The sequence below is a fragment of the Halomonas sp. DP8Y7-1 genome (assembly GCF_019801685.1).
Lineage (GTDB): Bacteria > Pseudomonadota > Gammaproteobacteria > Pseudomonadales > Halomonadaceae > Halomonas > Halomonas litopenaei_A.
On sequence record NZ_JAHVIN010000004.1, the window covers coordinates 1 to 19816 of the forward strand.

The window sequence follows — 19816 nt, forward strand, 5'->3', positions numbered from 1 at the left end:
AGCGCCCTGCGAGGAAGGCGTATTCTACAGAATCGAAGCGTTTCGTCAAGCGCTTTCTTTTGCGTCCTGCAAGCGATGCTCGCAGACTTCAAAAGAGAGCGAAGCGTGCTTCAGCGCACCCTTTGATGCCCTGTCGACGACCCCGATCAAGTGGCGAGCATTTTACCGATTTCTCGTTGCTCGTCAAGCAGTGATTTTTCCGAGAAGCTAAAAAAAGCCTTTCCAAATCAACTACTTTTACCACTCTTCACCGCCTGTGACGTTTGCTCGTCGCCGGCAGCGGATGCGTACTTTACGGATCTCGAGGCAGCTTGGCAATAGCCTAACGTAAAAAAAGTGAACAGCCCTCCCTGGCAACTTATCCACACCCACGTCTCGCTCACTCCCTGTGGACGAACTACCCAGGCGGAAGAACAGCCGAAGCCGAAGAACCACCAGCCACTATCTAGCGCTATAGGAGTGTTGGTCGAACGTCTTCACTCTGCCTTACGAGACCTTCGGAGCGGTGGCCCCAGCGCTTCGCACTCCGGCCGGCAGGCCGAAATGACATCTGGCCATATCAGGCAGGTCCATAGCGTCGGTGGCGCAAGGCGTACTCTGCAAACGCTACCAACGCACGACGCTCGCCATCGGCGAGCGTCGTGTACATTTACCGTCACACCGTGTGTGTTCAGCGCGTCAAGTTCACCTTGGCGTAACGCTTCTTGCCAGCCTGAATGACATAGCTCTTGCCGACCGCCAGCATGGTGTCCTTGGCCACCACGTCTCCGTCGACTTTGACGCGGCCATTGCCCAGCATGTCCTTCGCCTGGGCACTGTTGTTGGCCAGACCTGAACGGTTCAGTACCGCGGCGATAGGCGCCTGCTCGCTGTCCTCGAAGCTCACCTCGACTTCAGGCAGGTCTTCAGGCAGCTCACCTTCTGCCAACTGATTGCCGGCACTTCTGTGCGCGTTGGCAGCGGCTTCTTCGCCGTGATAGCGAGCGATCAGTTCGCGAGCCAGCTCCATCTTGATGTCACGAGGGTTATCTCCGCGCTCGATACGCTGACGCAAGTCTTCAATCTCAGCGTTGTCCTTGAGCGACAGTAGCTCGAAATAGCGCCACATCAAGCTGTCAGGCATCGACACCAGCTTGTTGAACATCGCCCCGGGAGCCTCATCCACGCCAACATAGTTACCCAGTGACTTGGACATCTTCTGCACACCATCCAGCCCTTCCAGCAGCGGCATGGTGATCACGACTTGAGGCTCAAGTCCAAAATGCTTCTGGACCTCGCGCCCCATCAGCAGGTTGAACTTCTGGTCTGTCCCACCGAGCTCGATATCCGCCTTCAGCGCGACCGAGTCGTAGCCCTGTACCAGCGGATACAGAAACTCGTGCACGGAAATCGCCTGCCCACCCTTGTAGCGCTTCTCGAAGTCGTCTCGCTCGAGCATGCGCGCCACCGTGGTCTGCCCGGCCAGCTCGATCATATCGGCTGCACTCATCTGGGAGAACCACTCGGCATTGAAGCGAACTTCCGTCTTTTCGGGGTCGAGGATCTTGAAGACCTGCTCTTTATACGTCTGAGCGTTAGCCTTGACCTCATCTTCAGTGAGAGGCTTGCGCGTCACGTTCTTGCCGGTCGGATCACCGATACGTCCAGTGAAGTCACCAATCAGGAAAATGACCTCGTGGCCCAGGTCCTGGAATTGGCGCATCTTGGTCAGCAGCACGCTATGACCAAGGTGAAGGTCAGGCGCAGTAGGATCGAAGCCCGCCTTGATCCGCAACTTGCGACCGGAGGCGAGCTTTTTCTTCAGCTCGTCTTCCAGAAGAATCTCGTGGGTGCCGCGCTGTATCAGCGCCAGGGCCTCGTCCACTTCGCTCATGGTATCCACTCCACTCCTCACTTCAGCTATGTCGGCCACCCCCTTGTGTCAGCGGGGCCCTTCATTCATGACCAAACAGCGGCGCGACGCCAACATCAGGTTGCGCCAGCACCAGGTTTCAATAGTGGCGGCGATGTTACCATGAACCTTTCCAGCGGTTGAGACGACGACACCATGCAACGCTTCATCGGACTGATGTCAGGTACCAGCATGGACGGTATAGATGCCGCCATGGTGCACATAGATGACCAAGGCGAGCCTTCTCTGGAAGGAAGCCTGGGCCACCCCATGCCAGATGCTTTACGCCGTCAACTGTGGCAATTGGCCCATGCCGACTGCGTCGCCTTCGCCGACCTGGCCGCTGCCGAGGAAGCATTCTGCCAGTGTCAGGCCGCCGCCGTCAGCGCGCTACTCAAGCAGCAAGGCTTGGGCGCCACCGATATTACCGCAATAGGCAGCCACGGCCAGACGATCGAACACGCACCCTACGGCCACGTTAGCGGCGCCCCGCCCTACACGCTGCAGCTCGACAATCCCAGCCGCCTGGCCGAGCTGACCCAATGTAGTGTTGTCGCCGATTTTCGTCGCCGCGACCTTGCCGCTGGCGGTCAGGCCGCTCCCCTCGCGCCCATCTTTCACCAGCAGGTCTTTCGCCATGACGAGCGCTGGCGCCTGGTGCTGAACCTTGGCGGCATCGCCAACCTGACCCTGCTTCCCCCGCTGACGTTGCAGGACGCCCCCTTGGGCTTTGACACAGGTCCCGCCAACGCCTTGCTCGATGCCTGGCACGAACGCCACCACCAGCAGCCGTTCGACGCCCAAGGATGCTGGGCGGCTGGTGGGACGGTAGACACAGAGCTGCTGGAGCGCTGGCTGGCGGAGCCTTACTTCCATCAGGCGCCTCCCAGAAGCACCGGTCGCGAGCTGTTCCATCTGGACTGGGCCGAGTCTCGTCTCAGCGGCCGTGAAACTGCCCAGGACGTTCAAGCCACGCTGGCTGAGCTGACCGCCGCCAGTGTGGCCATGGGCATCGAGATGGTATGCCAGCAGCTGAATGCTCCTCGTGATATCGACCTCATCCCCTGCGGAGGTGGCGCGCGCAACACCGACCTGATGACCAGAATTGAACGGCGTCTACCGCAGGCCAGGGTCCTCGACAGCGAAGCCCTGGGCTGGCCCGCCGACTGGCTCGAGGCCGCAGCCTTCGCTTGGCTAGCCTATGCCAGGATTGAACACCTGGCCGGTAACTTGCCCTCTGTCACCGGCGCCAGCGGAGCGCGGGTGCTGGGCGGCATCTACTCACGCTGACGTCATACCGCTCCGAGGACGAGGGCGTTCCCGCTGGCACAAGGGATGCCTCGTCCCGCCCCTCAGGCAGACTCAGGACCATCCGCCCCGCGGCTCACCCCAACTGCCAGCTGAGTCGCCCTGGGGTGCCAGCGACTCACGCGACAAACGCTGCGCCACCTCCCGAGACACATTACCCTTCGCCACCAGTGTCGCCAGGTCGGCATCCAGGGTTTGCATGCCGGCCTGACCGCCGGTCTGCATGGCCGAATACACCTGTGCCAGCTTGCCTTCACGAATCAAATGGCGGATAGCCTGGTTGACCAGCAGGATCTCTCGCGCGGCGACTCGCCCTCCCTGGGTGCCTGGCAACAGGGCTTGGGAAATGACGGCCTGCAATGACTCCGACAGCATGGCACGTACGGCCTCCTTTTCGTCGCCTGGAAAGGTGTCGATAAGACGGTCGATCGTCTTCACCGCCGACGCCGTATGCAAGGTGGCAAACACCAAGTGGCCCGTCTCGGCAGCGGTCAGCGCCAGATGCGCTGTTTCTCGGTCGCGAATTTCTCCCACCAGAATCACATCGGGGTCTTCTCTGAGAGCACTGCGCAGCGCCACCGCAAAGCTCTGGGTATGACGGTGTACTTCCCTCTGTGACACCAACGAAAGCTGGCTCTGGTGGATAAACTCGATAGGGTCTTCGATGGTCAGGATGTGGTCGTGGCGATGTCGATTGATGTGATCAATCATGGCCGCCAGGGTCGTGCTCTTGCCGGAGCCGGTGGGGCCTGTCACCAGTACCAGGCCTCGTGGCAGCGCGGCCAATCGCTCGAAGACCTCCCCCATCCCCAGGTCACTCAAGCAGGGAACTCGATCAGGAATCGCCCTCAGTACCGCAGCAGCCCCTCGCTGATGCACAAAGGCGTTAACACGATAGCGCGACAGGCCCGGAATATGATGAGAGAAGTCCGCCTCCTGGGTGCGTGCGAACTGGTCGCGCACGTCGCTTGCCATGACCGCATCCAACAGGGACCTGACCAGCGCATCGTCAAGAGGCGGGCCGGGCAAACGACTCAGGACACCATGGACCCGCATCATGGGCGGCAACCCCGCGGACAGGTGCAGATCCGAGGCGCCCTGCTTTGCCGAGAGTGCCAGCAGTTCGGTAATATCCATGGGCTTACCAGGCTTTACGCCCTGATCCAGGGCAGGGAGCCCCACCATAGGACAGACCCAGGCCGATGACCACGACGATCACTGAATCCTTGATCTCAGCCCAAACACGCATGTTGCGGGCGCTTGAAGCGGCTCAGCGCGGGCCTGACGATGCCCTGTTGCTGGCTGTCAGCAAGACCAAGCCCGCCAGCATGATCCGCGAGGCCTATGAGCAGGGACAGCGCGATTTCGGCGAGAACTATCTGCAGGAAGCGCTGGAGAAGCAGAAGGCGCTGGAAGACTGTGACGCTATCTGCTGGCATTTCATCGGGCCGCTGCAGTCCAACAAGACACGTGACGTTGCCGAGCACTTTGCCTGGGTTCACAGCGTTGACCGCGTCAAGATCGCCAGACGCTTGAGCGAGCAGCGCCCTGCACACCTGCCGCCCCTGAACATCTGCTTGCAGGTCAACGTCAGCAACGAGCCGTCCAAGTCCGGCGTAGGCCTTGAGGATCTTCCCGAGCTGGCGGCGCAGGTCGCCGCCCTGCCCGGCCTACAGCTACGCGGGCTGATGACCATACCGGCCCCCTGCGACGACACCAAGGCCCAGCGCCAGCCCTTTCGACAGCTGGCATCGGCACTCGCTACGTTGCGCGAACAGCTGCCGCAAGCGCCACTTGATACCTTGTCCATGGGAATGAGCGCAGACCTGGAGGCCGCCATCGCAGAAGGCGCCACCATGGTCAGGCTGGGCACGGCCATCTTTGGCTCGCGCCAGTAGCGAACAGCAGCACAGGTCTCAGCCCCTGGACTGCGGCACGGCATCTGCATCGCTCGAGGTGTCGACAGCGGTTCCCACACCGGTTTCAACACCGGCACAAACATCGGCTCAACATCCAAGGAGCACCGCATGGCCCGTAACGTGACCTTCATCGGCGCCGGCAACATGGCAAGCGCGATCTTCGGCGGAATGGTCCACAGCGGCTATCCCGCCCACGCCATCACCGCCACCGCCACACGAGAGAGTACGCTTGCCCCCCTCGCCGATACCCTGGGCATTCGCACCACCACCGATAACATGGCCGCCATCGCGGATGCCGATGTGGTAGTGCTTTCGGTCAAGCCACAGATCATGCGACAGGTATGCGAGACTCTGAAAGACGGCATTCAAGCGAAAAAGCCACTGATCATGTCGGTCGCCGCTGGCCTCAGCGCCGAGACCTTGGAACAATGGCTGGGTGGCGACCTGCCTGTCGTGCGCTGCATGCCCAACACTCCGTCGCTGGTCGGCAAGGGCGCCTCGGGTCTTTATGCCAACTCGCGCGTCACCGACGAACAACGCGACGCGGTCAGTGACTTGATGAGCGCTGTTGGTATCGTCGAGTGGGTCGATGAGGAGTCGCTACTGGAAGCCGTCACGGCGGTATCTGGCAGCGCTCCTGCGTACTTCTTCCTGATGTTCGAGGCGATGGAAGAAGCGGCCATCAAGCTGGGGCTCAATGCCGATGCTGCACGCCGACTCGCCATGCAGACCGCCTACGGTGCTGCCGCGATGGGCATGAGCAGTGACAAGCCCCCGGGTGAGCTCAAGCGCAACGTGATGTCGCCGGGCGGCACCACAGAAAAGGCCATAGAGCATCTCGAACAGGCAGGACTGCGGCAAGCGGTCGATGGCGCCATGCAGGCCTGCGCCCAGCGTGCCAAGGAAATGTCCGCCGAACTCGGCAAGAGTTAAACCAAGACGGAGGAGCCCACATGGGCAGTCAACTGGGAAATGCCGGCCTGCTGCTGGTCAACACCCTGATCAACATCTTCATGTTCCTGCTGATGCTGCGCTTTCTGCTGCAGGCATCACGGGCCGACTACTACAACCCGCTGAGCCAGTCGGTGGTCAAGATCACCCAGCCCGTCGTCCGCCCCTTTCAAAGCGTTCTTGGGCCGGTGATGGGGCGCTTTGACCTGGCGACGCTGGCGGCAGGCTTTCTGGTCAAGGTGATCAGTATCGTCATTCTGCTGCAGTTGGCTGGCGTGGGCATGCCCAACCTGGACGGACTTGCCATTGCCGGCGTTGCCGCCTTGGCCAGCGCCATTCTGAAGATCTATTTCTTCGCGCTGATCGTGATGATCATTCTAAGCTGGGTCGCGCCTAACGCCAGCCACCCCGGCGCGCTACTGGTGATGCAACTGGTCGAGCCGATCATGTCACCGGTCCGTCGCGTCATTCCGCCACTGGGAATGCTGGACCTGTCACCCATTGTGGTCTTCATCGGCATCAATCTGATCGATGGGATCGTGGTGGGCTCGCTGGTTCGCGCTGCCGGTATTTCCGGCATGCTGGTCGGTCTGTAGTACCGCAGACGTCAGGCCCACGACAACACCAACTTGCACTGGACACATACGACTGATGCCCGAGCCTACTCGCGATTCGGTCGGACTGGTGACGCCGCAAATGGCGCACTTCGACGACCCACTGCCGCTGGTCTGCGGCAAGACGCTCACGACCTATGATCTGGTCTACGAGACCTACGGCACGCTCAATGAAGACCGCAGCAATGCGGTCCTCATCTGCCATGCCCTGTCAGGTCACCACCACGCAGCGGGATACCACGACGACAGCGACCGCAAGCCAGGATGGTGGGATGCCCACATTGGCCCCGGCAAGTCCATCGATACCGACCGTTTCTTCGTGATTTCGCTGAACAATCTCGGCGGCTGCCATGGCTCCACCGGTCCTTCCAGCATCAATCCGGAAACCGGTCAACGCTGGGGCCCCGACTTTCCCATGGTCACGGTATGCGACTGGGTCGACAGCCAGGCACGCCTTGCCGACCGCCTCGGTATCACCCGCTTCGCAGCCGTGGTAGGGGGTAGCCTGGGCGGCATGCAGGTACTGCAATGGTCGCTCGCCTATCCAGAGCGTATCGCCAATGCGGTCGTCATCGCCGCTACACCGAAACTGTCGGCACAGAATATCGCCTTCAACGAGGTGGCCCGGCAGGCCATCCGCTCTGACCCGGACTTTCATGACGGCCACTACGCTGATCATGACACGCTGCCACGCCGCGGCTTGAAGCTGGCGCGCATGGTGGGACATATCACCTACCTGTCGGAAGACGCCATGGGCTCGAAGTTCGGTCGAGACCTGCGCAGCGATGATCTCAATTTCGGCTTCGACGTCGAGTTTCAGGTGGAGTCCTACCTGCGCTATCAGGGCGACGCCTTTTCCACCTCGTTTGACGCCAACACCTACCTGCTGATGACCAAGGCCCTGGATTACTTTGATCCCGCCGCCCCCCACCAGGGCGAATTGGCCAAGGCGCTGGCCCCGGCTCAATGTCCCTTTCTGGTGGTCAGCTTCACCACCGACTGGCGCTTCCCGCCGTCGCGGTCGAAGGAGCTGGTCAACGCCCTGATTCGGGCCGGCAAATCGGTCAGCTTTGCCAATATCGACTCACCCCACGGTCACGATGCCTTCCTGATGCCGGAACCCCGCTATCAGGCGGTCTTCGCCGGGTTCATGCAGCGTGTCGCCAACGACCTTGGACTGACCTCCCGCCAGGAGAACGACAATGCGCTCTGACCTGACCTTGATCCACGGCTGGGTCCCCGAAGGGGCTCATGTGCTCGACCTGGCTTGCGGTGATGGCACGCTGCTCCACGCCCTGGCGCGTGACAAAGGCGTCTCCGGCTACGGCCTGGAGATTGACCCGGACGGCATCACCTCCTGCGTCGAGAAGGGCGTCAACGTCATCGAACAGAACCTGGACGATGGCTTGGCCAACTTCGAAGATGATGCCTGCGACCTAGTCATCATGACCCAGGCACTGCAGGCCCTGCGGCGGCCTGACCTGATGCTGGATGAGATGATGCGTGTGGCTCGAGAGTGCATCATTACCTTCCCCAACTTCGCCTACTGGCGCCATCGCGTGCACCTGGGGCTTCGCGGCTACATGCCGGTATCGAAGTCGCTGCCCCACGCCTGGTACGACACGCCCAACATTCACCTGTCCACCTTCAACGACTTCGAAGCGCTGTGCCGGGACAAGGGACTAACCATTATCGATCGCGCGGTCGGCATCAAGGATCACGAGGGTAGACGCCTGTCGCGGCTGTGGCCCAACCTGTTCGGAGAGATTGCCATTTTCCGCGTGACTCGCAACGACTGAGCCATCGCGGTACTGGGCTACTGTGGCACTGGGCTACTGTGGCACTGGGCTCGTGCGGCACTGAGCTAGCGCGACACGGAGCCACTGCGACATAAGGAGGCAAGCATGAAGGGCAGAGGCTGGCGTTACGCGGCAACCCTGGCACTGTTGTTGATCCTGACCACCACGGCAAGCGCTCAGCAGTTCGAGCGTTTTGGCGATGTCGAGGCTCACTACGGGGTGATGGCCAGCAATGCCCTGCCCGAGGAAGTGTCACGGCGTCTCGGTATCCAGCGCTCTCCTCACCAGGGCTTGATTACCCTGAGTGTGAGAGACGCTGATGGCGAGGCGCTGAACGTCGCGACGGAAGGTAGCGTCTCGGTGGTCGGCACCAGCCATGACACCCCTCTGGCCTTTCGTACCCTGCGCGAAGGTAACGGTATCTCGCGCTACGCCACCTTCAGCATCGACACCAGCGCCCCCATGCGTTTTCGCCTGCTGCTCCAGCTGGATCGCAACGCCGCTCCTGAAACCCTGAGCTTTGTACAACGGTTCTATCGTGACCAGTGATACTGACAAGCAACCTGCGCCGCCCGTAACAACAGCGTTAGGCGATGCCCTGAATGAGTGCGCTGCAGGCGCTACGCAGGGCCTCGAGTCCCTGGCGTGCCTGGTCGTTCCTCACCTCAGCGCCGTGTCCCAGCAGTTTCTCGAGACCGCCCAGGACGTGGAAGACGTCATTCATGACACCCTGGTCATTGCCTGGCATAACGTCTGGCGGTTCGAGCCTTCTCTCGAGTCGCCTCACCAGTGGCTGCTCAAGATTTTCGCCTCGCGCCTTGCCAGTCAATGCCAAGCCATCGCGGCGCCACCCACGCTCACCCAATGGCAGCTGGATGTGGATCAAGTGAGCCTGCCGGTGGCCCTGAGCCGGCCGCCATCGCCGTCGCCTGAGAGCCTGCTGGCGCTGTATCAGCAGCTTCCCCCGGTAGCGGTGGATAGCGCACTGAAAGCGCGGCTTTGCACGGCCATCAGCCTGCTGAATGCGGGGCGGGACATGCCTCTTACACCCAGCGGCGAACCGGCAGACCCCAGCCTGTTCGACCCCAGCCTCGGCCCACGCATGAGTCTGTCCAGGCTGGCGCAACGTGCCAAGGTTGTCGTCAACCGCTCGCTGACGCTGCCGATGGAGCAGCTAGCGCTGAGCGCCTGGCTCAACCAGGCACCCGGCAGCCAACGTATAGAGCAGCGGGGCTTGCCCCGTCGCGGCATCGAAGCTCGCTACGCCGATGCCCTGGATGTCAACGTGGATCCTCGCCGGCTGCTGCAGCACGTGCACTATCCGCGGTCCTTCCCCGACCGACGTCAACGCCATCGCATCAGCGACCAGCTGCTATGGGATGGGGACTGGGATATTCCCACCACCCATGCGTTGTCGAGCCGACGCATGCACTTTATCGCCGATATCTGGGAACACCGCCGCGCCCCCAGCGGCAGCCGCAGCTACCACCAATTGGCCGAGCGCCTGGCACGCGGCAAACCGGTCGCCTCTCACTCGGATGGCATGGTGCTGGATCGCCCGGAGAGAATTCTGGCCTACCTGCGCCGCTACCTGCTGTATATGGAGGCCATGGCCTGCTTTGGCTTTGACGCGGGGCTGGGCAAAGACCGGCTGGGGGCGGCCATCAACCGCCACGGGCATCTGGTCAAGATCAACAAGGGCCTGCATCGCATGGCCATGGCGCAGGTCATCGGCATACCTGAGGTACAGGTCAGAATCAGGGGCGTTCACCGTCACTGGTGGCAGCAGGTCACAGGCGATGCCCGCGGGTCCTCTGCGATAGAACGCTTTCTGGCGGCCCTGCCAGAGTGCCAGCCGGCTCCGTCACCATGACGCCAGCGAGACGCCCCAGCGTCGCCTAACGGGATTGCGGGTAGCGACCGTCGACACGCACCGGCAACGACGTGTCCAGCGACAGCGCCAGAGGCCTCCCCTGCTCATCCCGTGAGGCACAGATCCGATAGGCCAGCACTTCGACGCCAGTGCCTGTCACCCGTTGCAGGGTGCTGGCGTAGCCTGGGTCCAGGTGTTGTGCCGGCGCCACGTCATCGATGCCCTCATGGGCCACCAGGAACAGCAGCACCGCCCGTTCTCCCTGGGAGGCCAGCCGCGCCAGGGTCTCAAGGTGCTTGCGTCCGCGCTCGCTGACGGCGTCGGGAAAGTAACCATGCCCATCATCCTCGCGCAGCGTGACCTGCTTGACCTCGACGTAGCAGCGTGGGCGAGCCGGGTCATCCAGCCTGAAATCCAGGCGGGCATCCTCGATCTTGGCCTCACGCTTCAACTGGGCATAGCCCCTCAGCTCGACCACCTTCTCCTCGACCAATGCCTCCTCGACGATCCGGTTGGCGCGCCCGGTATGGACCGAGGCCAGTGACACTCCTGAGCCGCCGTCACCATCAGGCAGTTCGATCAGCTCCCAGGTCCAGGCCAGCTTGCGCGCCGGATTGTCGCTGGCCGACAGCCACACCCGAGCCCCAGGAACGTTCACGGCGCGCATCGACCCGGTGTTGGGACAATGCGCCACCACCTCTCGGCCATCATCGAGACGCACATCGGCCAGAAAACGCTTGTAGCGTCGAAGCAGGGTGCCCCCCACCAGCGGCGGATAGTCCATCAGCCGTGCCTCGCCAGAAAGCGCGACAGCCTCTCGACCGCCTCATGCAGGCGCGGAATCCCCGTGGTGAAAGCGATTCTGACATGATGCTCCCCCCCGCTCAGGGCAAAGTCGGTGCCTGGGGTAATGGCGACATTTTCCTCCTCCAGCAGACGCCGGCAGAAGGCTTCACTGTCGTGACTGTAGGCGGAAATATCCAGCCACAGATAAAACGCCCCCTGGGGAGGCAAAGAGGGTGCCAGCCCAAGCGTCGCCAGTCCCTTGAGCAAGGCATCACGCCGTTCGCCAAGCTCGCGCCGACGCTCCTCGAGCAATGCCAGACAGGACGGTGTGAAGGCCGCCAGCGCAGCATGTTGTGCCGGCGTAGACGCCGCCAGAAAGACATTCTGCGCCAATCGTGTCAGCGGCTCCACGGCCGACTCAGGCGCGACCAACCACCCCAGGCGCCAGCCGGTCATGCCGAAGTACTTGGAGAAGCTGTTGACCACGAAGGCTCGATCCGTCAGCGAGGTCACCGATTGCGGCGCTACGCCATAGTTGAGCCCCTGGTAGATCTCATCGACCAACAGCTCCCCGCCCCGCTCGGCAACGCAGCTCACCACGTCCGCCAGCGCCTGCCGATCAAGCACGTGGCCAGTAGGATTGGAGGGGGATGCCAGCATGGCCAGCCGCGTCGACGTCTGCCAATGGCGCTCTACCAGAGCGGCATTCAGCTGCCACGCGCTATCGGGGCCTACAGGCACCGCATCGACCTCTGCGCCAGCCAACGCCATGAAGTGCCGGTTGCAGGGATAGTTAGGGTCTGCCATCAACACCCGATCTCCAGCCCCCGCCAGCAGCTGACTGGCCAGCAGCAGGGCCCCGGAAGCCCCCGGGGTCACAATGATGCGCTGCGGTGAGACCTCGGCCGCAAACTGCTCGGCATAGTGCTGGGCGATCGCCTCCCGCAGGGCGGGAATGCCGGTGGCAGGGGTGTAGCGGGTATGGCCTTGCTCGAGCGCTCGGGCGCCGGCCTCGCGTATCGGCGCAGGCGTCTCGAAATCCGGCTCACCGACCTCAAGGTGAATCACATCCTCTCCGGCGGCTTCACGCTGCTGTGCCAACTCAAGCAAACGCATCACGCGAAACGGCGCTACACCCTCGACCCGGGCATTCCAGCTCATTATGACGTCTCCAACAAGGGGGTTGCTGGCGAACCTGGGCAACTTCCCATGGTCCAACTCACATATTGAAACATGGAATCACGGCGCCGTCCGTCGCCACCTCCCCACCGCCAAAAAACAGGGCTTCCTTGTCCTGATCGAGAAACCCCTAAGACTTTGGGCACAAAACCGGCGGACAGCGCTCAAAAGTGTTGCACTCAGGCTAAATATCAGCTAAACAACCTTCCCTTTGGCGTGAGATACCTTAGCCTTGCGTGGGGTATTGATCAGCAGTCACTAAAGTAATGAGGCAATCCCATGCCAGTTGCACAGAAGAAGCCGGAAGCGCCCAAGAAGTTCATCCCGTACGAGCCGGCCGCGGGCGAAGAGTACATGAACGAGAAGCAGCTCGAGCACTTCCGACAGATCCTGCTGGGCTGGAAGCAGGAGCTGATGGAAGAGGTTGATCGCACCGTTCGTCATCTGCAGGAAGAAGCCAACAATTACGCCGATCCTGCCGACCGGGCTACCCAGGAGGAAGGCTTCAGCCTTGAACTCCGTACCCGCGACCGCGAGCGCAAGCTGCTGAAGAAAATCAACGAAACCCTCGAAGCGATCGACGAGGACGACTACGGCTTCTGTGAGGCCTGCGGCGTCGAAATCGGCATCCGCCGCCTCGAGGCCCGTCCGACCGCCACCCTGTGCGTCGACTGCAAGACACTGGCCGAGCTCAAGGAAAAACAGCTCGGCGGCTGACCCTACCCGGGCCGGTCCCTTCGCCAAGCGGGCACCTGCGGGTGCCCGCTTGCGTATCTGCCGAACGCGACGTGCCGCGCTCACGCTATCCCTCTCGCCCTTCACTCGACCAGGGTTAATGCTCCATGCCCCACGTCCACGGTCGCTTTGCCCCCACACCTTCAGGCCCACTGCATGCGGGCTCACTCGTCGCAGCCGTCGCCAGCTACCTGGATGCACGTCATCAGGCAGGGCGCTGGAGTCTGCGGATCGAGGACGTTGACCCACCGCGCTGTCCGGCTGGCGCTGCCGACACCATCCTCAGGCAGCTGGAAGCCTTTGGCCTCGAGTGGGACGGCGAGGTTCGCTATCAGAGCCAGCGTGATCACGCCTATGAGGCCGCGCTTGCCAGACTTACCCAGCAGGGCATGGCCTACCGCTGCAGCTGTTCGCGTCGCCAATGGCGAGATTACGGGATCTACCCAGGCTGGTGCCGCCAAGGCACTCGACGCCCCGACATCGCCTGTGCCTGGCGGCTGCGCAGTGATCTGGGCGCGCGCCCTGTCAGCTGGCAGGACCGTGTTCAGGGCTATCAGCGCTTCGACCCCGCAGCGCTGGGCGATGTGGTGCTCAAGCGCAAGGATGGCCTGTGGGCCTACCAGCTCGCGGTGGTAGTGGATGATATCGACCAAGGCATCAGCGACGTGGTGCGCGGCCTGGACCTGCTGGACAACACCCCGTGGCAGCTCCAGCTCTATCTGGCTCTGGGGGTTGAGCCGCCGAGCTATCTTCACCTGCCGCTGGTAATGGGGCAGGATGGGCAGAAGCTGTCCAAACAGAACCTGGCCAAGCCGCTACCTGATACTGAGCGCGAGATTCGCCAGCTGCTGTACGCCACCCTGGCCTGCCTGGGCCAACGCCCTGACCCGGCCTCACGCTCAGCGCCGGTGGCCGAACAGCTCGTCAGCGCCTGCAGGGCATGGCGCCCTGACGCCATGGTGACGCATGCCATATCCGCTGATCTGCTGGGTGTGACAGCGTCCGAGTAACGGTGGCCACGCGCGGGCACGGGGACGGGCACACCCTGGACCTGAAGGCGAGTGCTCAGAGGAGAGTGCTCAGAAGAGAGTGCTCAGAAGAGAGTGCTCAGGGTTCAGGGCTCGGCGCTATGGGCCTGATCCGTGCAGCGCATCGCCCATTGCCGGGACGGAGAGACTAACGTGTACGTCTATCGCGTCATGCTGTTGCTGGTGTTTTGTGGCTATTTGCTGTCCCCTTTGCTAATGACCGGCTGGGGCCAACAGGGCAGTGCCTGGTACCGCCCGTTTCTCATCTGGGGTGTGCTGATCGCCTTGACCCTGTGGCTGGAGCAGAAACGGGCCCTGGATGAACGCTGAAGCTGCCGCCGTCACGCTACTGGGTCTCGGCTATCTGGTGGTGCTGTTTGCCGTCGCTACCGCAGTAGAACGCCACTGGGTTCCCGCCGGCTGGAGTCGAAGCCCCCTCGTCGGCATTCTCGCCCTGGGGGTCTACGCCAATGCCTGGGCCTTGGCGGGAAGCATCGGTGTCGCCTGGCAGTGGGGCTACGGCTATCTGGCATATTCGCTTGGGGCCGCCGGCAGCTTTCTGCTCGCCCCTGTGCTGCTGGTCCCGCTGCAGCGCCTGGCACGCACCCATCAGTTGTCGTCCCTGGCCGACCTGTTTGCCTTTCGCTTTCGCTCACGCTGGGTCGGTACCAGCGTCACGCTATTAAGCCTGACCGCCGCCATGCCGTTGGTGGCCATGCAGGCGCAGGCCATGGGACAAGCCATCCAGCATGTCACCGCAGCGGCCCCCGCCTGGCTACTCTCACTGTGCTTTTGCGCGATTATCACGCTGTTCGCGATTCTTTTCGGTGCCCGTCACACCCACGCGCACCGCAGATACGATGGTCTCACCGCTGCCATGGCGGTCGAATCGCTGATCAAGCTGGCCGCCTTCCTCGCGCTCGGGGCCTATGCGCTGTATACCATTTTTTCCGGTCCAGGGGAGCTGGAACAGTGGCTATCAGGCCCGGCTGCCGACCTGCAGCAGGCGCACCAGCTGGATGCTGCCCAGTGGCGAACCCTGCTGCTGCTGTTCTTTGGCTCCGCCCTGTTGATGCCCCACATGTTCCATATCAGCTTCGCTCGGCCGCTGAGTCGCCGCACTCTGCTGGCGGCAGGCTGGGGAGTGCCACTGCTGCTACTGCTGCTGGCCCTGCCGGTGCCACTGATCCTGTGGGGCGCACAGCGGCTGGGAGTCGCCGATAGCGCTCAGACCGCCACCTACGCCATCTTCGCACTGTCCACATCACCGAGCGTGCAGGCGATAGCGTTCATTGCATTGCTGGCCGCTACCTGCGGCACGCTGATTCTCACCGCACTGGCCCTGGCCGGAATGATGCTCAACCATCTGGCCTTGATCGCCCACCCCCCGGTGGAACAGCCCGATCTCTACCGTCGCCTGCGATGGTTAAGACGCGCCCTGATTGCCACCGTGATTCTCGCAGGGTGGGGCTTCTCTCAGGCGGTCGATGCCTCCACCGAACTGACACGTCTGGGCCTGGTCTCGGTGATTGGTATGGCCCAATGCCTGCCTGGTCTGCTGGCGCTGCTGTACTGGCCGGGAGCCAACCGCAAGGGTGTGATGACGGGGCTCGGGCTGGGTACCCTGGTATGGTGCCTGGGGCTATGGCTGCCCTTGATTACCCCGCTGCCCCCCTTGCTGGCACCGCTTGACCTCCTGCTGAGTCTGCTGGGTAGCGACAGCCTTGCCCCTCTACCCGATTGGTATCAGGTATCGCTGACCTCGCTGGGGCTCAATGCCCTGAGCCTGATTCTGGTGTCCCTGGCCTCGTCCACGTCCCCACAGGAGCGTGCCGCTGCCGAAGCCTGCTCGGTCGATGCGGTCATTCGCCACAAGCGGCTGCCGCTGTCCATCGCCGATGGTGATGACGCCAAGAAGCGCCTGGCTAGCGCCCTGGGTGAAGACGTCGCCGAGCGCGAGGTCAACCAGGCCCTGGCCAGCCTGCGTCTGTCGGCCAATGACGCCAGGCCCTACGCCCTGAGACGACTGCGCGAGCGGATCCAGGCCAATCTCTCGGGCCTGATGGGGCCATCGATTGCCCAGGATATCGTCGATCACTACCTTCCCTACCGCCATGATGGCCCCCCGGCCCGGGAGGATATCCACTTCGTCGAACACCGGCTGGAGGCCTACCGTTCGCGCCTTACCGGCATGGCCCGTGAGCTGGACGAGCTGCGTCGTCATCACCGCCACATGCTGGCCCGACTTCCGGTTGGTCTGTGCGCCTTCGGCGACGATGACGAGATCCTGATGTGGAACGACGCCCTCAGCGAGCTCACCGGCATTGCAGGAGAAGAGGTGGTCGGGGCGCACCGGGCAGCCCTGCCGACACCCTGGAACACGCTGCTTGGGGACGTGCTGGCAGGACAGCGTGAACGGGTCTATCACCACGCCATGACGCTGCCCCAGGGCGAACGCTACATCAGCCTGCTTCGGGCCCGTCTGGATACCGAGGCTCCCGCGGATAGCGCCGGTGGCACCGTCATTCTGGTAGAAGACCACAGCGAGATGAAATGGCTGGAAAACGAGCTGATCCATGCCGCCCGTCTGGCGTCCATCGGGCAGATGTCCGCGGGGGTCGCCCACGAGATCGGCAATCCAATCACCGGAATTTCCTCACTGGCACAGAATTTGCGCTACGACACCTCGGACCCTCACGTGCTGGAGACGGCCCAACAGATTCAGGTGCTGACCGAACGCGTCTCGCGAATCGTCGGCTCGCTGGTGGGGTTTGCCCACGGCGGCAGACATGTCGGCGGCAACGCATTCACTACGGTGTCAGCCAGGGAGTTGGCCGACCAGGCGCTGCACCTGCTTCGCCTGTCCCGCCCCGACGCCACCCTGGCGCACGCCAATCGTTGCGCCCCGCACGTCGAGGTGTATGGCGACCAGCAACGCCTGTTACAGGTATTGGTCAACCTGCTCACCAATGCCTGCGATGCCTGCCCCACCACCGACAGCATCTTCATCGATGCAGGCCAGGGTGAAGAAGGTCCGTGGCTGAGCGTGACCGACGCCGGACCAGGGATCGATCCGAAGATCCGCGCACGCCTGTTCGAACCGTTCGCCACCACCAAGCCTCCCGGCCAGGGGACCGGCCTGGGGCTTGCGCTGGTCGTCAGCATCGTCGCCGAACATGACGGCAAGGTAGAGGTCATATCGCCTCTGCCAGGGCAGGCCAGAGGGACCCGAATTCAGGTATGGTTGTGTTCACCCGTTGTCCATCGATCCGCCCAGGACGCCGCACCCCATGAGCCGAATCCTGATCGTTGAAGACGAAGCCATCATCCGCTCCGCTCTGCATCGCCTGCTGGAGCGACATGACCACCACGTCGAGGAGTCCGACTCGGTCGAACAGGCCCAGCAGCGCGACTTGCAGGCCTATGACCTGATCATCAGCGACCTGCGCCTGCCTGGAGCCCCCGGCACCGAGCTGATTGCCCTGGCCTCGCCATGCCCGGTGCTGATCATGACCAGCTACGCCAGCATGCGCTCCGCCGTGGAGGCCCTGAAACAAGGCGCTGTCGACTACGTGGCCAAGCCGTTCGATCATGATGAGCTGCTGGAAACCGTTGCCCGCATCCTCCACCGCCAGTCCAGCCAGCGCAGCAGTCCGCCCGCGGTTGCCGACGAGGCGGGCCAGCGGCGCACCATGATCGGCAACTGCCCTGCCATGCAGACGGTCTATACCCGTATCCGCAAGACCGCACCAGCGGACGTCACGGTACTGATCCTGGGCGAATCCGGGACCGGCAAGGAATTGGTCGCCCGGGCACTGCACCAGCAGAGCCGGCGTGCCAACGCGCCGCTCATCTGCGTCAACTGCGCAGCGATTCCTGAAACGCTGATCGAGTCGGAGCTGTTTGGCCACGAAAAAGGGGCCTTTACCGGCGCCAGCGCAGCCCGCACCGGCCTGGTTGAAGCCGCCCATGGCGGCACCCTGTTTCTGGACGAGATTGGCGAGCTGCCCCTGGATGCCCAGGCGCGCCTGCTCAGGGTGCTGCAAGAAGGAGAGATTCGCCGCATCGGTTCGGTGGAGACCCGGCACGTGGACGTGCGGCTTGTCGCAGCGACCCATCGCGACCTGCGGGCGCTGTCGCGAAGCGGTGACTTCCGGCTCGACCTGTACTACCGCCTCAATGTGATGCAGATCGACCTTCCTCCGCTGAGGGAGCGCGAGGACGATATCCTCGAGATCGCCGATGCCCTGCTGGCGAAGACCTGCAAGCGTCATGCGAGGGAGGAGCTGAGATTATCGCGTGCCGCACGCCGGGATATCGCGGACTACCCCTGGCCAGGCAATGTCAGGGAACTGGAAAACGCCCTGGAAAGAGGGGTCATCTTGGCCGAGGGCCAGCTGATCCATCCAGATGACCTGGGCCTTGCCATGCCCGTCACACCCCGCTCGCTTGCCGATCCCCTGCCGACGGCGGCCAACCTGGCGGAGCATGACGTCGCGCGCAGCGACGCCCAGAGTGACGCCGACGACCTGTCGCTGGAAAACTACTTTCAGCACTTTGTGCTGGAGCACCAGGACCAGATGAACGAGACCGAGCTCGCCAACAAGCTGGGCATCTCTCGCAAATGCCTGTGGGAAAGGCGTCAACGGCTCGGTATACCTCGAAAGCGCCCTGCTCGACGCCAGTGATGACCAGCGTACGCTCCAGGTGACGCCTTCCTTCAGCGCTGGAGGCAACGCCGTGGCGTTCTCTTCTTGGCGCCCGATGCCGCGCCGCTCTCTTCCTGGCGCCCGACGCCGCGCCGTTCTCTACTTGGCGCCCGATGCTGCGCCTCCCTCTTCCTGGCGCCCGACGCTCTCTACCCGGCGCGCGATGCCGCGCCTAATGGGCTTTCATCGGCGCCAGACACTCCACTGCCAGCATGTCGCTGATCTCCTGTCATGCCCCCTGCTTTGGTTCATTCGACCATGGTGCAAGTGTCTGTAGCGATCAATACAGGCATTGTAGGCCCTGCACGCCAGCTACCTCTTGATGCACCGGTTGTTACCATCCAACCCAAAAGAGTGCGCCAAAATGGGTAGCCCGAGGTAACACAAACAACCCGGCGGCTTGCCTCGAACCAACTACAAAGAGACAAGCCGCTGTTTAAAAAGAAAAAAATCAAAGTAGGCACGACAACTGCAGTAAGTCTGGGCAAGAACAACAAATTCCGGCGATCGTGGACAGCCAACAACAACAATCTGTCAGAACACGATCAGATCCGCCGCCCTAACAACAACAACGCTTCATGATGAAGCAGGCGGATTGGGCACTAGGCGACGCGGCCCCACAACAAGAACAACACGGGACCAGCGCAGCGCACATTCGTCGAACAACAACAATACGACGAAGCCCGGAGTACCAGGACGCGACGCGCCACAGACGACCGACCAACAAAAGCAACAAGGTCGTCAGAGCGCACTCTCGGCAACAATGACAATAAGCCGAGGGGAGGCATCATATGCCGTCGTGGTTGGATTATTGTTTTGAATACGAGGCGGTCGCCGTCAGGAGCGCCAATAACAACAATATCATTGCTTGCCTGAACCTCCTTGGTGACTGTGGTGCGTATTCAAGGCGATGCGCCATCACGAAGAAGAATCAGCAGCACGGACGCTGCATCCTGCTTTGATGGGGAGGCCCTTGGCCTCCCCTTCTGCTATCCGGCAATCACCACCGTCATGCCTGCTGGGC

The 19816-nt window shown here is 62.5% G+C and carries 18 protein-coding genes; 14 read left to right on the forward strand and 4 right to left on the reverse strand.

Annotation, left to right across the window (positions count from 1 at the left end; translation table 11 throughout):
• Positions 1-211, forward strand: a 211-nt coding sequence (locus tag KUV41_RS04605; protein ID WP_222484609.1) for a hypothetical protein, incomplete at its 5' end; no start/stop codon positions are given.
• A 459-nt stretch (positions 212-670) separates the two neighbouring features.
• Here the strand turns inward: KUV41_RS04605 and tyrS are convergent.
• A complete protein-coding gene (gene tyrS / locus KUV41_RS04610) occupies positions 671-1873 on the reverse strand; it encodes a tyrosine--tRNA ligase (protein ID WP_222484616.1) in 1203 nt (400 codons plus the stop codon).
• 174 nt (positions 1874-2047) lie between these two features.
• On the opposite strand from tyrS, the gene KUV41_RS04615 reads away from it, so the two are divergent.
• Positions 2048-3181: an anhydro-N-acetylmuramic acid kinase gene (locus KUV41_RS04615; RefSeq protein WP_222484618.1), complete on the forward strand. Its 1134-nt coding sequence runs from the start codon at positions 2048-2050 to the stop codon at positions 3179-3181.
• Between the two features lie 72 nt (positions 3182-3253).
• On the opposite strand, the gene KUV41_RS04620 is transcribed toward KUV41_RS04615, so the two are convergent.
• Positions 3254-4336, reverse strand: coding sequence for a type IV pilus twitching motility protein PilT (locus KUV41_RS04620; protein WP_222484620.1), 1083 nt, complete (start codon positions 4334-4336; stop codon positions 3254-3256).
• Between the two features lie 65 nt (positions 4337-4401).
• Here KUV41_RS04620 and KUV41_RS04625 point away from each other — a divergent pair, with 65 nt between their 5' ends.
• From KUV41_RS04625 to KUV41_RS04655, 7 genes are all read left to right on the forward strand, one after another.
• Positions 4402-5097 (forward strand): YggS family pyridoxal phosphate-dependent enzyme, encoded by a 696-nt coding sequence (locus tag KUV41_RS04625; RefSeq protein ID WP_222483920.1) that lies wholly within the window; start codon positions 4402-4404, stop codon positions 5095-5097.
• Between the two features lie 129 nt (positions 5098-5226).
• Positions 5227-6051, forward strand: coding sequence for a pyrroline-5-carboxylate reductase (gene proC, locus KUV41_RS04630; protein ID WP_222484636.1), 825 nt, complete (start codon positions 5227-5229; stop codon positions 6049-6051).
• Between the two features lie 20 nt (positions 6052-6071).
• Positions 6072-6665, forward strand: coding sequence for a YggT family protein (locus KUV41_RS04635; protein WP_206943924.1), 594 nt, complete (start codon positions 6072-6074; stop codon positions 6663-6665).
• 55 nt (positions 6666-6720) lie between these two features.
• The gene (locus KUV41_RS04640; RefSeq protein WP_222484638.1) at positions 6721-7896 is read left to right on the forward strand and encodes a homoserine O-acetyltransferase; all 1176 of its coding nucleotides are present in this window, start codon (positions 6721-6723) and stop codon (positions 7894-7896) included.
• Positions 7886-8482 (forward strand): methionine biosynthesis protein MetW, encoded by a 597-nt coding sequence (metW, locus tag KUV41_RS04645; protein WP_206943922.1) that lies wholly within the window; start codon positions 7886-7888, stop codon positions 8480-8482. The genes KUV41_RS04640 and metW overlap by 11 nt, the downstream gene beginning before the upstream one ends.
• 105 nt (positions 8483-8587) lie before the next feature.
• Positions 8588-9031 carry a DUF4426 domain-containing protein gene (locus tag KUV41_RS04650; protein WP_206943921.1) on the forward strand — a complete coding sequence of 148 codons (444 nt, stop codon included), beginning with the start codon at positions 8588-8590 and terminating at the stop codon, positions 9029-9031.
• A complete protein-coding gene (locus tag KUV41_RS04655) occupies positions 9021-10355 on the forward strand; it encodes a sigma factor (RefSeq protein ID WP_222483930.1) in 1335 nt (444 codons plus the stop codon). The genes KUV41_RS04650 and KUV41_RS04655 overlap by 11 nt, the downstream gene beginning before the upstream one ends.
• Positions 10356-10380: 25 nt before the next feature.
• Here KUV41_RS04655 and sfsA read toward each other — a convergent pair whose 3' ends face one another.
• Positions 10381-11139, reverse strand: a complete 759-nt coding sequence (gene sfsA, locus KUV41_RS04660; protein WP_206943916.1) for a DNA/RNA nuclease SfsA — start codon at positions 11137-11139, stop codon at positions 10381-10383.
• On the reverse strand, positions 11139-12302 hold the full coding sequence (locus KUV41_RS04665) for a pyridoxal phosphate-dependent aminotransferase (protein ID WP_222162485.1): 1164 nt from the start codon (positions 12300-12302) through the stop codon (positions 11139-11141). Before KUV41_RS04665 ends, sfsA begins: the two co-directional genes overlap by 1 nt.
• 297 nt (positions 12303-12599) lie before the next feature.
• On the opposite strand from KUV41_RS04665, the gene dksA reads away from it, so the two are divergent.
• The 5 genes from dksA to KUV41_RS04690 all read left to right on the forward strand — a co-directional run bounded on the left by dksA (position 12600) and on the right by KUV41_RS04690 (position 18771).
• Positions 12600-13037, forward strand: a complete 438-nt coding sequence (gene dksA, locus KUV41_RS04670) for an RNA polymerase-binding protein DksA (protein ID WP_206943914.1) — start codon at positions 12600-12602, stop codon at positions 13035-13037.
• Positions 13038-13162: 125 nt separating this feature from the next.
• Entirely contained in the window at positions 13163-14065 is a 903-nt protein-coding gene (gene gluQRS, locus KUV41_RS04675; protein ID WP_206943912.1) for a tRNA glutamyl-Q(34) synthetase GluQRS, read from the forward strand.
• Positions 14066-14236: 171 nt separating this feature from the next.
• Positions 14237-14413: a hypothetical protein gene (locus KUV41_RS04680; RefSeq protein WP_206943910.1), complete on the forward strand. Its 177-nt coding sequence runs from the start codon at positions 14237-14239 to the stop codon at positions 14411-14413.
• Entirely contained in the window at positions 14403-17396 is a 2994-nt protein-coding gene (locus KUV41_RS04685) for an ATP-binding protein (RefSeq protein ID WP_222483931.1), read from the forward strand. Before KUV41_RS04680 ends, KUV41_RS04685 begins: the two co-directional genes overlap by 11 nt.
• Complete coding sequence (locus tag KUV41_RS04690) at positions 17374-18771, forward strand: sigma-54-dependent transcriptional regulator (RefSeq protein ID WP_206943906.1); 1398 nt, start codon at positions 17374-17376, stop codon at positions 18769-18771. Before KUV41_RS04685 ends, KUV41_RS04690 begins: the two co-directional genes overlap by 23 nt.
• Positions 18772-19816 lie beyond the last annotated feature (1045 nt).